This window comes from Variovorax sp. V118 (assembly GCF_041154445.1).
In the GTDB taxonomy this organism is placed as follows: domain Bacteria; phylum Pseudomonadota; class Gammaproteobacteria; order Burkholderiales; family Burkholderiaceae_C; genus Variovorax; species Variovorax boronicumulans.
In genome coordinates, this window is the sequence record NZ_AP028663.1 from 338,410 (window position 1) to 353,093 (window position 14,684).

General features: G+C 59.4%; 14 protein-coding genes. All 14 read left to right on the forward strand.

Annotated elements, in window-relative coordinates:
- Nucleotides 1-63 precede the first annotated feature (63 nt).
- Entirely contained in the window at nucleotides 64-1,704 is a 1,641-nt protein-coding gene (locus tag ACAM52_RS01525) for a thiamine pyrophosphate-binding protein (protein ID WP_369645903.1), read from the forward strand.
- Nucleotides 1,705-1,967: 263 nt separating this feature from the next.
- Nucleotides 1,968-3,107 carry an ABC transporter substrate-binding protein gene (locus tag ACAM52_RS01530; protein ID WP_369645904.1) on the forward strand — a complete coding sequence of 380 codons (1,140 nt, stop codon included), beginning with the start codon at nucleotides 1,968-1,970 and terminating at the stop codon, nucleotides 3,105-3,107.
- A gap of 136 nt (nucleotides 3,108-3,243) precedes the next feature.
- Nucleotides 3,244-4,122, forward strand: a complete 879-nt coding sequence (locus ACAM52_RS01535) for a branched-chain amino acid ABC transporter permease (protein ID WP_369645905.1) — start codon at nucleotides 3,244-3,246, stop codon at nucleotides 4,120-4,122.
- Between the two features lie 2 nt (nucleotides 4,123-4,124).
- Complete coding sequence (locus tag ACAM52_RS01540; protein WP_369645906.1) at nucleotides 4,125-5,069, forward strand: branched-chain amino acid ABC transporter permease; 945 nt, start codon at nucleotides 4,125-4,127, stop codon at nucleotides 5,067-5,069.
- Nucleotides 5,066-5,848 carry an ABC transporter ATP-binding protein gene (locus tag ACAM52_RS01545; RefSeq protein WP_369645907.1) on the forward strand — a complete coding sequence of 261 codons (783 nt, stop codon included), beginning with the start codon at nucleotides 5,066-5,068 and terminating at the stop codon, nucleotides 5,846-5,848. Before ACAM52_RS01540 ends, ACAM52_RS01545 begins: the two co-directional genes overlap by 4 nt.
- Nucleotides 5,841-6,542, forward strand: a complete 702-nt coding sequence (locus ACAM52_RS01550; protein WP_369645908.1) for an ABC transporter ATP-binding protein — start codon at nucleotides 5,841-5,843, stop codon at nucleotides 6,540-6,542. Before ACAM52_RS01545 ends, ACAM52_RS01550 begins: the two co-directional genes overlap by 8 nt.
- A gap of 5 nt (nucleotides 6,543-6,547) precedes the next feature.
- A complete protein-coding gene (gene cofE / locus ACAM52_RS01555; protein ID WP_369645909.1) occupies nucleotides 6,548-7,333 on the forward strand; it encodes a coenzyme F420-0:L-glutamate ligase in 786 nt (261 codons plus the stop codon).
- Entirely contained in the window at nucleotides 7,330-8,277 is a 948-nt protein-coding gene (gene cofD / locus ACAM52_RS01560) for a 2-phospho-L-lactate transferase (RefSeq protein WP_369645910.1), read from the forward strand. Before cofE ends, cofD begins: the two co-directional genes overlap by 4 nt.
- Nucleotides 8,278-8,293: 16 nt before the next feature.
- Complete coding sequence (locus ACAM52_RS01565; RefSeq protein ID WP_369645911.1) at nucleotides 8,294-9,370, forward strand: 3-hydroxyacyl-CoA dehydrogenase NAD-binding domain-containing protein; 1,077 nt, start codon at nucleotides 8,294-8,296, stop codon at nucleotides 9,368-9,370.
- 53 nt (nucleotides 9,371-9,423) lie between these two features.
- The gene (locus tag ACAM52_RS01570) at nucleotides 9,424-10,482 is read left to right on the forward strand and encodes an AraC family transcriptional regulator (protein WP_369645912.1); all 1,059 of its coding nucleotides are present in this window, start codon (nucleotides 9,424-9,426) and stop codon (nucleotides 10,480-10,482) included.
- 157 nt (nucleotides 10,483-10,639) lie between these two features.
- Entirely contained in the window at nucleotides 10,640-11,953 is a 1,314-nt protein-coding gene (gene paaK / locus ACAM52_RS01575; protein ID WP_369645913.1) for a phenylacetate--CoA ligase PaaK, read from the forward strand.
- Nucleotides 11,954-11,992: 39 nt separating this feature from the next.
- Complete coding sequence (locus ACAM52_RS01580) at nucleotides 11,993-13,102, forward strand: TIGR03617 family F420-dependent LLM class oxidoreductase (RefSeq protein WP_369645914.1); 1,110 nt, start codon at nucleotides 11,993-11,995, stop codon at nucleotides 13,100-13,102.
- Nucleotides 13,099-14,007 (forward strand): enoyl-CoA hydratase/isomerase family protein, encoded by a 909-nt coding sequence (locus ACAM52_RS01585; RefSeq protein WP_369645915.1) that lies wholly within the window; start codon nucleotides 13,099-13,101, stop codon nucleotides 14,005-14,007. Before ACAM52_RS01580 ends, ACAM52_RS01585 begins: the two co-directional genes overlap by 4 nt.
- A complete protein-coding gene (gene npdG / locus ACAM52_RS01590; protein WP_369645916.1) occupies nucleotides 14,008-14,682 on the forward strand; it encodes an NADPH-dependent F420 reductase in 675 nt (224 codons plus the stop codon).
- Nucleotides 14,683-14,684: the final 2 nt, after the last annotated feature.

Consider the following 14,684-nt stretch of genomic DNA (forward strand, 5'->3'; position numbering starts at 1 on the left):
CATGTCGGCAGGCGCGACGCGGGCTCACGCCTCACATCAACGGCGAGCGAATGAGTGATTGAAATGAAAAACGAACAGAAACAGAACGCGCGACCCGCGGTCGCCGCCATGCTGGACGTGCTGGCGGACGAGGGGGTCTCCATGATCTTCGGTAATCCGGGATCGACCGAAATGCCACTGATGGAGGCTTTGGTGGAGCGCACCGACATCGAGTACGTGCTGGCCCTGCAGGAGGCATCGGCCGTGGGCATGGCCGATGGCTACGCCCAGGCCACCGGCCGGGCGGCATTCGTCAACCTGCACACGGCCGGTGGGCTGGGCAATGCGATGGGTGCGCTGGTGAACGCAAAAAACACCAATACCCCGATGGTCGTGACTGCGGGCCAGCAAGACGCGCGGCATGTGTTCACTGATCCCTGGCTGAGCGGCGATCTCACCGCGCTGGCAGCACCGGTCAGCAAATGGTCCTATGAGGTTCGCAGCGCAAGAGAGATTGCGCCCGCATTGCGCCGAGCTTTCGCGATCGCGAATGCTCACCCCCGAGGCCCCGTTTTCTTGTCACTGCCCATGAACCTGCTCGACGAGACAGTAAGCGAAAACATCCCGAAGCGCAGTGCCGAGCCCTTGCCGGCGCCTGCAGACACCTCCGGGTTCCTCGCCTGGTACCAGGCACAGCAGCCGAAGCCTCGCATCGCGCTGCTGCTGTCCGATGCAGTGGTACAGACCAATGCCGTGCGCGAGGCTGTGGCCGCAGCGGAGGCGCTCAACGCCGAGGTGTACGGGACACCTCTGGCTGGAGGAAATCTCTTTCCAACAACCCATCCCTTGTGGAAAGGCGTGCTGCCGCCGAGCTTCGCTGGCATCCGAGCCAAGCTTGCAGGCTATGACGTTGCGCTGATGGTAGGCGATCACGCGCTGCTCGCCTATCCCTACAGCGAGGGCGCTCCAATTCCGAGCTCGGTCAGATTCATGCAGATCTCCGCAGTCGCCGAGAAGCTCGGGCACGACGCTCCGGCGGAGATTGCCATGCACGGCGACCCTCGTCTGACCTTGGCAGAGATCGCTCGAGCGCTCGGCGCAGGCACGGCGCGCGACCGTCTGCAAGATGACGGAAGCAACGTCCAGCGGCTCAAGCGGCAGTGCGTGCCGGTTGGGCCGTTGCACCCCAGGATCGCCGTAGACGCCGTCCTGGCCGCACGGCCGGCCGGCATGCCGATCGTCAACGAGGCTCCGTGTACGTTCGGCGCCGTCCGCGAACTGTGGATGACCACAGAAGACGATCGCTACTACTTTGTTCGCGGCGGCGCGCTGGGATTCGGCATGCCGGCAGCGGTCGGCGTCTCGCTCGCGCGTGCACGGCAGCGCGTGCTGTGCCTCATGGGCGACGGCGCGACCATGTACTCGCCGCAGGGCCTGTGGTCGGCAGCCCGCTACCGCACACCGGTCAAGTACATCGTGTTCAACAACAAGAAGTACGACATCCTGATGCGGGTGGCCAAGGAATTGGGCGGCTTCCATGCCGCCGCTGATCGCTTTGTGGGCATGACCATCGACGAGCCGGCCGTCGACTTCGACGCACTGGCGCGCACTGCACGACTGCAATACACGCGCTTGACCACAGTGAGCGAGATTCTGGACGACCTACCAGCGATCCTCGATAACGACGACCCCTGGGTGGTCGAGATCGACGTGACCGGACTCTGATCTCGACCGCTACAAGGGAAACGCACGGCCATGCCACGCCGACGATCAGCCAGCTACAGAGACCAACGCGAGGTGATTTTGGCCGAGCAACTGCACGCGGCGCAGCGAAAGAGTGCCCTTCGCTGATCACTTTTGCGGTCATCGGGAACGGCGTTTTCTGTCCTATGCCGTAGTGCAGTCCTCTGAATAATCGCGTTACAAGCCACACGTGAGGCTTTGTTCCCGGCCTCAAGTGGCCGGGGATTTATACCAACGGAGACAAAATGCGAGCATCCTTGATTCGACCTAGCGTGCTATTGGCGCTTCTATTTGCGCCCTTCGTTAGCAGTGCTGAAATAAAAATTGGCGCTGTGGTTTCGGCCACCGGACCTGCCTCCTTCCTGGGGGAGCCTCAGAGACAGACCGTGGAAATGTACGTCAAGCGAATCAACGACGCTGGCGGAATTCGCGGGGAAAAGTTGAAGCTCGTCATGTACGACGACGGTGGTGATGCGAACGCTTCGCGAACCTATGCCTCCCGTCTGGTGGAGGAAGACAAGGTATCTGCCGTTCTGGGTGGGTCCGGCACAGGTAATTCGCTGGCAATGATGCCGGTTTTCGAAAGTGCCGAAATTCCCTACATCTCCTTTTCCGGCGGAGTGCAGATCATCGACCCCGTGCGTAAATGGACGTTCAAGCCGCCACATACAGACTTGATGGCTTGTCAAAAAATCTTCGAGCACATGAAAAAGAAGGCGATCACAAGAATCGCCGTGATCGCAGGTCAGGGTGGATTCGCAAAGTCGATGGTTACTCAGTGCAAGGTCAGCGCGGGGCAGTATGGCATCACCATTGCAGCAGAAGAAAGCTACGGTCCTCGCGATAGCGACATGACGCCGCAACTGAGCCGAATCAAGAGCGTCAATGGGATTCAGGCTATCGTCAATCCCGACATTGGCCAAAGCCCCGCCATCGTTTCGAGAAACTTCAAGCAACTCGGCTTCACGATTCCCCTTTACCTCAGCCACGCTGCGGCGACTCAAGGCTTTCTGCAATTGGCGGGCCCTGCCGCCGAAGGCGTCCTGCTGCCGGCACCGTTGCTGCTCGTTGTCGATGACCTAGACGACAGCGACAAGCAAAAGTCGCTGCTCAAAGACTACAAGACCACTTTTGAGAAGGCGACTGGCAAGAGCGTGGACGCGTTCGGCGGCTATGCGTATGACGGGCTCACCCTTTTGGTCGACGCCATGAAAAGAGCTGGAAGCTTTGATCCTGCAAAGGTGCGGACGGCCATCGAGAGCACCAAGAATTTTCCGGCGACCGTCGGAACTATCAGCATGTCGTCTACTGATCACTTGGGCATCGACCTTAGTTCGTTCCGGATGCTGACGGTGAAGTCCGGCAAGTGGGTTACAGCGCCATAAGACCATCCTGAAGACGCACCCGAACTCCACTGCTCGGTGCGTCTTACACGGGCGATTAGTTCGAGCAGCCCACGTCGGATGTCGTTAGGAGGAGAACGGGCTTCGTGCTCTTCACTCGATTTCAAACAAGAAATTTATGTCTTTGTCATTCTTTACCCAACTGATCATCTCGGGGCTGACCGTCGGGTCGGTCTATGCGTTGGTTGCCGTCGGGTTCACCTTGATCTACAGCGCTTCGGATGTGTTCAATTTCGCGCAAGGTGAATTTGTCATGCTGGGCGGTGTTCTGACCGCTGCTGCCATCTCGAGCGGAACTCCCTACTGGGCTGCCGCCATCGTCGGGATCGCAGGCGCGGTGGTCGTTGGCTTCCTGCTCAACCTCCTTGTCATCCGTCCTGCCAAAGACGCCAGCCCGATAATTCTGTTAATTCTCACCATTGGTGCATCCGTCTTCATCAGAGGGATCACCTCTGTCATCTTTGGCAAAGACTTCGTGAAGCTGCCTGCGCTGTTCGACGTCGACAGCTGGCAGATTGCTGGTGCAACTGTCCAGGTCCAGGGCGTGGCAATCATCGTGGCGGCTACAGCAGTAGTCACGGTCTTATGGGTGTTCCTCACATCCACGCAGCTCGGCAAAGCCGTGCGTGCAACGTCCTCGAACCGCCTGGCTTCAATCCTCGTCGGTATCAGCCCCAGCGCCATCGTTGGGCTTAGCTTCGCGGTCTCTGCGCTCATCGGTGCCGTGGGGGGCATCTTGCTCACCCCCCTAACCCTCATGAGTTACGACTCCGGCACGCTCCTGGCAATCAAAGGATTCGCGGGCGCAATGCTCGGTGGGATGGGGCATCCCGCCGGCCCTCTCGTGGGTGCGCTTCTTGTCGGCCTGATCGAGGCTTTCGGCGCAGGCTACATATCGTCCGCGTACAAGGACGTGTTCACTTTTCTGGTTCTGCTGCTGGTGCTGGGCATTCGTCCTCACGGGCTTTTGGGCGGCGACCGGGTCGAGAGGGTCTAACAGTGAAAAATTCCTGGTTCCGCGCCTATGTTCCGGCGCTAACGATGATGGTCGCGATCGCGTTGCTCTCGTTCGTCTTGCCCTCTGGTTTCTACTTCCGGGTGTGCGCAGTGGTGTTCATTAACGCGCTCGCTGTGGTCGGGCTAAATCTCTTGATGGGTTACGCAGGTCAGGTGAGCTTGGGCCATGCAGGATTCTTCGGCCTGGGGGCTTATGCCGTATCGATCGGAAGCACCTCCTGGGGGATCTCGCCGCTAGTATGCCTCGTTGTCGGATGTACTGTCACTGCGACAGTTGCACTGCTTGTGGGAGGCTCCCTGCTTCGGTTGCGCGGATATCACCTTGCGGTTGCGACGCTGGCCTTCGGTGCCATTGTGTCGATCACATTGAACAACGCCGTATCGATCACCGGCGGCCCCGACGGCATGACCGTCCAGCAGTTGAAGTTCGGTTCGATAGTGGTTTCAGGCCCCAAATGGTGGTACTGGCTCTCAGGAACGACGCTCGTGCTTGCCATGGCGACCGTGGGCAGCTTGCTTGCGAGCCCCTCCGGGCGTGCACTCCGTGCGATCCACGACAGCGAAGTTGCAGCAAGCGGCCTCGGTGTTGACGTGACCCGCTACAAGCTTCTTGCGTTCGTGCTGTCGGCGTTGTTCGCTGCGCTCGCAGGTGGCTATCTTGCGCTCTTCGATGCGTTCATCACGCCTGCATCCAGCAGCATCCTGCGTTCGATTGAATTCATGACCATGGCGGTGGTAGGCGGTCTGGGTTCTGTCGTAGGTAGCGTGGTCGGTGCTGCATTCCTTGTCATTCTTCCGCAGTTGCTGACTCAGTTTCACGAATACGAGCACGCCATACTTGGCGCGCTGATGATGATCACGATGATCTTCATGCGCCGGGGGATCGTGCCCACGATTTCGAGCTGGCTGAAGGTGAGGTTCAAGTGAACGTTTTGGAAGCCAAGGGTGTCTCCATCGAGTTTGCGGGGCTGTCTGTTCTGCAAGGCGTGAGCCTGGCGCTGCGCCGCGGCGAGATTCTTGCCGTGATCGGCCCCAATGGGGCTGGCAAGACCACGCTCTTCAATGTTCTGTCAGGCGTCTACGCCCCTACGTCGGGGCGAGTTGAAGTCGCAGGCGTTGACATCTCAGGGAAGCCGACGAATGCGCTGGCGCGGCTTGGGTTGACGAGGACATTCCAGAACCTGCAAGTTTTCTTTCGCATGTCGGCTTTGGAAAACGTGATGGTGGGGTGCCACTTGCAAGAAAGAAAGAATCCTCTGCCTCACCTCCTAGGCCTGCGCAGTGTTCACGTGCAAAACAAGGCGACGGAGGTGCGATCGCGCGAGCTGCTGGAATTCGTTGGACTGGACGCCGGCATCGACAGGCCTGCGGGTGAATTGCCGTATGGCGCGCTCAAACGGCTGGAGATCGCCCGCGCATTGGCGGTAAACGCGCAAGTGTTGCTGCTGGACGAACCCGTCGCTGGATGCAACTCAGTTGAATCGGGCGAGATATCCACCGTGATACGGAAAGTCGTGGACGCGGGGGTGTCACTCATGCTCGTCGAGCATGACATGCGCTTCGTGATGCGACTCGCCGATCGCGTGCATGTTCTGGATCGCGGCAAGACGCTGGCCGAAGGAGACCCGGACGAGATCAAGTCCAACCAGGCCGTCATCGAGGCCTACCTCGGTGTGCCAAAGACGGTGGAGGGCGCTCATGCTTGAGATTCAAAAGCTCACCAGTCGATACGGTCGCATTGAAGTCTTGCACGATGTGAGCCTGAGCGTTTCACCCAATGAGATTGTCGCTCTGATCGGGTCGAACGGAGCAGGCAAGACGACGCTCCTGCGGGCAATCTCAGGCGTCCAACCCACCGCTGGCGGAACGATCGCTTTCGAGGGGGCTGTGATCGGAGCTGTGGCGCCTTACCGCAGGGCAGGCATGGGAATCGCTCATGTGCCACAGGGACGTCAAGTGTTCGCGAATTTGACCGTCGAGGACAATTTGACCCTTGGGGCATGGTCGCAGACCGGGAAGAGCGTGGTCGCCGACATGGAGCAGATGTATCAGCTCTTTCCGATCCTCTCCGAATTCAGGAAACGCAGTGCGGGGTCTCTTTCTGGGGGGCAACAGCAAATGCTCGCCATCGGTCGGGCGCTGATGTCCAGGCCCAAGATCCTCCTGCTCGACGAACCCTCCATGGGTCTGGCTCCCTTGCTGATCGAACAGGTATTCGAGATCCTTAAAAAGATCCGCAGCATTGGGATGACGATTCTTGTGGTCGAACAGAACGTGCGTGCCGTGCTCGAGGTCGCCGATCGCGGCTATGTCCTCGAAACGGGCTCCATCACGCACGATGGCATGGCCAGCACATTGCTGAACGATCCGCGCATTCAGCAAGCGTATTTCGGGGTATGAACACCATGAGCTCCAAGCCCATCATCGTTCCACAGATCTCACTCTTCGCATTGCAAGGCATACCGACCGTATCTCCAGGTGACTCGATCGCAAGCCTCGTGATCGAGGCATACAAGCACAGTGGCCTTGAACCGAAAGATGGCGATATCGTCGTGTTGGCGCAGAAGATCGTATCGAAGGCTGAAGACCGCTACGTTGATCTGCGAAAAGTTATCGCGAGTGAATCTGCACAGGACCTCAGTCGCACCTGCCTGAAGGACCCAAGGCTGGTCCAGTGCATTCTTGACGAATCCATCGGCGTGGTTCGATGCGCCCCGAATCTGCTGATCGTGCGCCACCGACTGGGCTTCGTCGTGGCAAACGCCGGCATCGACCAATCTAATATCTCATCAGACTCTCCCGGCGACTGGGTCTTGCTCCTTCCCCAAGAACCCGATGCTAGTGCTGCATCCATCTGTGACGCACTGTGCAAGCTGACCGGGCGCAACGTCGGTGTTGCGATCATCGATAGTTGGGGGCGCGCTTGGCGCCTGGGGACCAGCGGAGCCTGCCTCGGTGCGGCAAACGTCCGCACGGTTCTGGACCTTCGCGGCAAGCCTGACCTCTACGGGCGCTCGCTGCAGTCGACCATTGTCGGCATTGGTGACGAGCTTGCCGCGGGCGCATCTCTCTTGATGGGCCAGGCGGCGGAAGGCACTCCCATCGTGGTCGTGCGTGGCGCGGGGTTGGTCGGAGGCAAGGCGACAGCACGCGACTTGATCAGACCCATTTCCGAGGACCAGTTTGTATGAGCGAGGGATCTGTCATCGTTCTGAGTGGCGGCGTGGGAGGTGCGAAACTCGCCGAGGGATTTGCACAGGTAGTGAGTCCGGAGCGATTGACGATCGTCGTCAATACGGGGGACGACTTTGAGCACCTGGGGCTGCACGTCTCACCGGACCTGGATTCCGTCGCCTACATGCTTGCTGGCGTGTCCGATGCTCAGCGAGGCTGGGGGCGCAGCGGGGAAACCTGGGAATGCCTGGAGGTTATGAAGCAACTTGGTGGGGACAGCTGGTTTCGCCTTGGTGACCGCGATCTTGGGGTCCATCTAGTCCGCACCCAGGCTCTCGCGCGTGGGGCCTCTCTGAGCGCGGCGACCGAGCAGATATGCTGTGGCCTGGGTATCAGGCATCGCGTGGTTCCCATGTCCGATCGACCGATCCGCACGATGATCGAATCCGACACCGGAACGCTGTCATTTCAGGACTACTTCGTTCGATACCAATGTCGGCCCGTCGTCAAACGCTGTCGATACATCTGCTTGGAAGGTGACCCGGAGCCAAGTCACGCATTTCGCGAAGCGCTGGCTGCTCCTGGCTTGAAGGCGATCATCATCGCGCCTTCCAACCCGATCTTGAGTATCGGGCCGATTCTGGCAATGAACGGAGTTCTTGCGGCGATACGGTCCACGTGCGTTCCCGTCCTCGCAGTCTCGCCGTTGATCGGCGGAGATGCTGTGAAGGGGCCCGCAGCCAAAATTCTGGACGAGCTCGGCATCGGACGCAGCGCAACGGCGCTATGGGACCACTACCAGATTCTGGATCACTTGTTGGTCGCCCGGACCGACGTGCCCAACGGCGAACAGGCGCGAACGGGCATTCTGGCCGCCGACATCATGATGCGCGACAAGGCTGAAAGAAAGCGTGTGGCCTTGCGATGCCTGGAAATTCTGAGGCTTGAACGAGATGACTGACCACCAAGCGACAGACATGTTGGTCGTCATCTTGGGCGAGGGCATTGTGGCGAGCCAGTTGGCAGGACTTTTCGCCTCCCACGGGGCGAGGACATTCCTCGTGCGCACATCCGGAGAGCTCGGCGGTAGTTCAGCGTGTGCGATTCCGAATGTCGGGCTGTTCACCTCATTGGAAGAGGCATCGAACGCCATTCGGGCCGCAGCTTGGATCATTGAAGCTTCCGAACTTGACCTGGACAGGCGCCGCGGGCTCCTTCGCCGTCTCGAAGATCTGCTCCTGGAAGGGGCTCTGGTGACTGTTGACGAGTCCATCCTTCCGCTTTCGATACTTGCCGAGGGGATGAGCTCGCGGCTCCTGCGTCGATTCGCCATCGCTCATTTCTTCGTCCCGGTTGACCGACTACCGCTGGTCGAAATTGTCCCCAGTGCCTTGATGCCGGATGAAAGAACGAACTTGCTGGTTCGAAACCTTCGCGCACTCGGCCGCACACCGATGAGCTGCCGAGATCTGCCCGGGTTCATCGCCAACCGGATCGGCTTTTACCTGCTCGCGCTGGCAACGCGAGAAGCTATCGAGCGGAAGATTCCGTTTGATCTTGTCGATGCGACGGCCCACTCAAGCTGGGGTTTGCCGCGCAGTGGCGTATTCGGTCTGATTGATCTGATCGGCGTGGAAACTACGGTTCGACTGATGAGCACGCTTGCTGACCTTCTGCCGAACGATCTGGCGTTGCAGGCCGTTATGCCTCGCGGCCACACGCTGTTCGAGTTCCTTGCACAAGGCGTAGGCCCACGTTCCTTCTATCGACCGCGCACTGAAACAAGACCGAAACAAGTCTGGCGTGCGGGCCAACAGCAGTATGTGGATATCAAGGTACGGACAGACGATGTGAAAAATGGGGCTAGGGAAGAGGAGATTGCTAGCTTCTCGAAATTCGTATCCGAACGGGTCGCGACATACGTACGGTTGATCTGCGAAGAGCACGCGATTTCGGAAGACGTCGCCTGGGAGGCGATGCGGTTGGGCTATGGCTGGAGCAAAAAGGCAATGAGAGTCCCGAGCGGAAAGAAATTAGTCTGGATAGCTGCTTGACAGCTTAAGTCCTTGGTTCTGAGTGGACAGAATACTGCAAGCAGGAACTAGCAATGCCGACTTCGTGCTCTCATTACTTTAGAGAAACGCTGCGCGGAGCAGAGCGCTGCGGGCTGAATCCGAATGTCTTGCTTCGAGAGGTAGGAATATCCAGGTCTGATTGCTTCGATCCGCAGTGGCGAGGCAGATCGGAGCAACTCGCGAGACTGGTTCAACTTGTATGGATTGCGTCGAATGACGAGTTCATGGGGTTTACTGCGCGCCCTAGCAAGTTGGGAACTTTTGCCATGATGAGCCACTGCATCATGGGAGAGCCCTCTCTGGAAGAAGCCTTCAGACGAGGTATCCGCTTCTATGAGCTCTTTACAGACGACATCCGAATGTCGCTAGAGAATGACGGGGATAGAACGTACTTCAAAGTCGCGTTTAGTCATCCAGAGCTCGACCCTCAGAACTACTTTTTGGACTTCTGGTTATCGATTTGGTACCGGACCATCGGATGGCTAGGCGGGCGGGTAGCGCCACTTTATGCGGCGACGTTTACCTATTCCAAGCCCAAGGAGCACGCGGAGGAATTCAAATACATGTTTCCCTGTCCGTGCACTTTCGACGCGCTGCAAACCTCGCTCGTCTTCGACCGGGCTCATCTGCAGTCACCGATTGTTCGCACGCCGCGAGAGCTCAAGCAGTTTCTGGCGCTGGCGCCGCTTGGATTCATGACCGTGCCGGGCGATGTGAAAAGCTTTGCGCGACAAGTTCGTGCGTATCTCCTGAAAGACCGCAAGCTGCCCCTGGATTTTCCAGAGTTCTCGGTGGTCGCGATGAACCTGGGTATGGCCGAGCAGACCTTGCGCAGAAAATTGAAAGCAGAGTCCAGCTCATACCGCGCCGTCATTGAAGACATACGCCGCGATCTGGCCATCCAGACTCTGCTGAAGGGCGGCAGCTCTGTCGGACGGATCGCGGAGATGCTCGGATACTCCGAGCCGCGTGCGTTCACTCGTGCCTTCAGGGAATGGACGGGTTGCAGTCCCGCAGAGTACCGCGAGAACTTTCAGAAAAACGTTCGGCGCAGCCCCGACGGAGAACTCATCGACCCTGTCGGCGCGTAGATTTTCAGGCGCCCCGGGACCGGCCGCTAGAAGGCCGTCTCGGTGACCTGAATAGGCTTCTTTTGTCATGTCACGCGGCACGCCCGCTGACTAAAGTCCTTCTAACCCGTAGGCCACACCCGAGATTGGGACGGCGACGGGACAACAGGAGACTGAGGTGACAAAAGTAGACCGTGAAGTGCTTCGTGGAGCCGACCTGGAGCCTATTGAAACTGCAAGCGTCGATGAATTGCGTGCGCTGCAGATTGAGCGACTGGGGAAATCTCTCGCTCACACTTACGAGAACGTCGCAATTTACAGAGCCAAATGCGACGCAAAAGGAATCCATCCCAACGACCTGCACAGTCTGGATGATCTGAAGAATTTTCCCTTCAGCACCAAGGAGGACTTCAGGGTCGGATATCCGTTCGGGATGTTTGCGGTCCCAACCACCAAGCTCGCCCGAATTCACGCATCCAGTGGTACCACTGGAAAGCCGGCTGTCGTGGGCTACACGCGCAACGACATTGAAACGTGGGCCAACATCGTCGCTCGGTCAATTCGAGCTTGTGGTGGGCGTCCCGGTGACACCGTGCATGTTGCCTACAACTACGGCATGTTCACCGGCGGCCTGGGATCGCACTACGGCGCAGAAAGGCTCGGCTGCGCGGTGATGCCGGTGTCAGGCGGGCAGACCGAACGCCAAGTTCAACTGATGGTGGACCTGCGCCCAACGGTGATCATGGTCACGCCCTCGTATCTGCTGAACATCGCAGACGAGATCGATCGCCAGGGGATCAAGAAGGAGCAATTGGCACTTCGCATCGCTCTGGTTGGGGCGGAGCCGTGGACTGAGTCCATGCGGCAAGAGATTAATAAAAGACTCAACCTGCGCGCCATGGACTACTACGGGATCTCCGAAATCATGGGTCCGGGCGTGGCGGCAGAGTGTGCAGAGACGGAAGACGGTCCCACACTCTGGGAGGACCATTTCTACCCTGAGATCATCGATCCGGTGACGGCGGAAGTACTGCCTGAGGGCTCCTACGGCGAGCTCGTTCTCACCTCGCTGACCAAGGAGGCCGTCCCCGTCATGCGATATCGCACCAGGGATCTGACTCGTCTTCTTCCTGGTACTGCAAGGACCATGCGTCGCCTGGACCGCTTCACTGGCCGATCGGACGACATGATGATTGTTCGTGGCGTGAATGTCTTCCCGTCACAGGTTGAAGAGCAGATCCTCAGCTTGCCCGCCTTCTCCGGTCACTACTTGATCGAGCTGACGCGCGAAGGTGCGCTGGACAACATCAAGATCCACGTCGAGCCTCGCAGCGACTGGGTGGGCGACGCCCAGCAGTCTGCTGCCGAGCTGCACCGCAGGATCAAGATGCACGTGGGCATCTCCACCCAAATCACGCTGAGCCCGGCGGGTGGACTTGAGCGCTCCCAAGGCAAAGCAAAGCGCGTCATCGATCGGCGCCGCGTCGGCTGAATCCGTCCCAACGTCCTATTCATCTTTCTGGAGTTCCCAATGAAAATCGAAACCCTCCTTCCTCTTGGCAAAGTCGATCCGGGCCTGCGCGCGCCCGACCAGCCCTTGGATCTGCGAAAGATTGCAGACGACGCTCGCCTGGTGGAGTCGCTCGGCTACGACGGTTTGATGACCGAGGAGACCAAGGATGACCCGTTTGTCGTGATGGCCCTCGCCGCGCAGGCAACGACCACGCTTGGCATCGGTACCGCGGTTGCCATCTCGTTCCCGCGTAGCCCCACGAGCATGGCGCTCAGCGCGTGGACGATCCAGAAGCTGTCTCGCGGACGATTCACGTTGGGCTTGGGCCCGCAAGTCCGCGCTCATATCGAGCGACGTTACGGCATGCAGTCCCATCCTGCTGGACCTTGGATGCGCGAGTACGTGCAGGCTGTGCGCGCCGTTTGGGACTGCTGGCAAAACGGCACTCCCCTCAATGTGAAGGGTGAGTACTACAACATGGACTTGATGGTGCCGCTGTTCAACCCGGGGCCCCTCGAGAATCCGAACATCCCGGTGCATATCGCGGCAGTTAACCACGTGATGTGTCAAGTCGCGGGCGAGGTTGCCGATGGCATCCGGCCGCACCCGGTATGCACGCCGTCGTACATCGAGAAGGTCATGCTTCCCGCCGTGCGTGAGGGCGCGCGCAAGGCTGGGCGTTCGCTGGAGAACTTCAGCGTTTCCATGAAGCCTTTGGTTGCGGCGGCACCGAGCGAGGAGGAGCTGCAGCCCAAGATTCGCGATGCACGAGCTCGGATCGCCTTCTACGCTTCGACGCCGGCGTACGTTGCAGCCTTCGAGCACCTCGGTCTTCAGGATCTCACTGCGGAGGCCAAGCTGCTCTCCCGCGCTCAACGTTGGGAAGACCTGCCAGGCCTGATCTCCGATGAGGTGCTGGATCAGTTCGCCGTCATCGGAACCTACGATCAAGTGGGCAAGAAGCTTGTCGAACGCTTTGGCAAGGTCGTGACGAATTCGGAATTCTCGATTCCTGTGCGCAATGAGGGCGAGCGCGCTTCGCTTGCCCAACTTGTCAAAGACATCAGGGGTGACTCCGAGGCGTCGGCTCGGGCCACCATCCTCGGAGCGGCCGAAAGCAACACATGACCTCGACGCAACTGGAGAACACGGCGTTCTACCTTAGTCGCGAAGACTGTGGTGTCTGGGTACTAACCTTCGATCTGCCGGGCAAGGTGAACGTGATGACCGATACGTTCATCACCAGCACCGAAGAGGCCCTCGCCACGCTCGAGACCAACGTGGGCGAGTGCGCTGGTGTGATCATCACGTCAGCGAAGCGCACGTTCTTTGCGGGAGGCGACCTAGCCATGATGCTTACTGCGGAGTTGGGCCAGGAGGGGGCTGTATTCGCGCACTTCGAGCGTCTAAAAGGCCTATTGCGCAGGTTCGAAAGACTTGGCGTACCGGTCGTGGCCGCCATCAACGGTACGGCACTCGGTGGGGGCCTGGAGTTCTGCCTGGCTGCCCATCATCGCATCGCGGTGCCTGGTCCGAAAGTGGAGCTGGGTTTGCCGGAAGTCGATTTCGGCATCCTGCCGGCAGCTGGCGGCGTGGTGCGCCTAACGCGCCTTCTCGGTCGTGAACGCGCTTTGCCATTTTTGTTGGGGGGGAAGCGCAGCACCGTCGAGCAGGCCCTGGCTGCAGGGATCATTGATCGCATCGCGTCCGACAACGCCGAGATGATGGCGTTGGCGCGTCAATGGGCGCTGGAGCACCGCGATGCGAAGCAGCCTTGGGACTCGCGCGCCATGCCCGAGAGCCAAGGCGACGCAGGCGATGAAGTCGCACAAGGCGAAAGCGATCCGGACAACGAGGCGGTCGCCGAGATCGCGCGTATCGCAAGACTGGCGGAGCGCATTGACTTTGATGAGGCGCTGCGAGAGGAAACGCACGGTTTTGTCAAGCTCGTCATGACATCCAACGCCAAGCGCCGCATCGACCAATTTTTTCAGCGAAATGCCGCACGGCAATCACCTCAGGGGAGCAACTGAATGTCTACCAAACCTACGATCGCAGTGGTGGGGGGAACCGGCGCACTCGGGACGGGACTGGCGCTTCGGTGGGCGCTTGCTGGTCATCCAGTGATCGTCGGCTCGCGCACTCTGGAAAACGCTCAGAAAAGTTGCGAGGCCATCCTCGCCAAGCTTCGCCAGAAGACGCAATCGCCCCTCGACCTGAAGCCCATGGTAAATGATCAAGCTGCAAAAGCGGCCGACATCGTCGCCGTCACGGTCCCGTTTGCGCAGCAAGCGGAGCTCTTGCGTTCGATTCAGTCGCACGTGATCGGAAAGATCCTGATCGATACGACCGTGCCGTTGATGCTACCGAAGGTCGGCACGGTCCAGCTGCCACCCGAAGGCTCAGCGGCCCAGATAGCGCGCGAGGTTCTGGGAGAAAGCGTTCGCGTCGTTTCAGCGTTTCACAACGTCGCGGCCGACAGCCTAGCGTCGCTGGACGACATGGATTGCGATGTGCTGGTCTTCAGCGACGACAAGCAGGCGCGAGACGAAGTCGTTGGCCTTGTGGAGGTCATGGGCGCGCGCGGCTTTGCCGGTGGCGGGCTGTCAAATTCCGCGGCCGCCGAGGCGCTCACGTCGGTTCTCATTACCGTCAATCGGCAGTACAAGTGCCACGCGGGCATCCGTCTGACTGGCATCGGTGACTGACC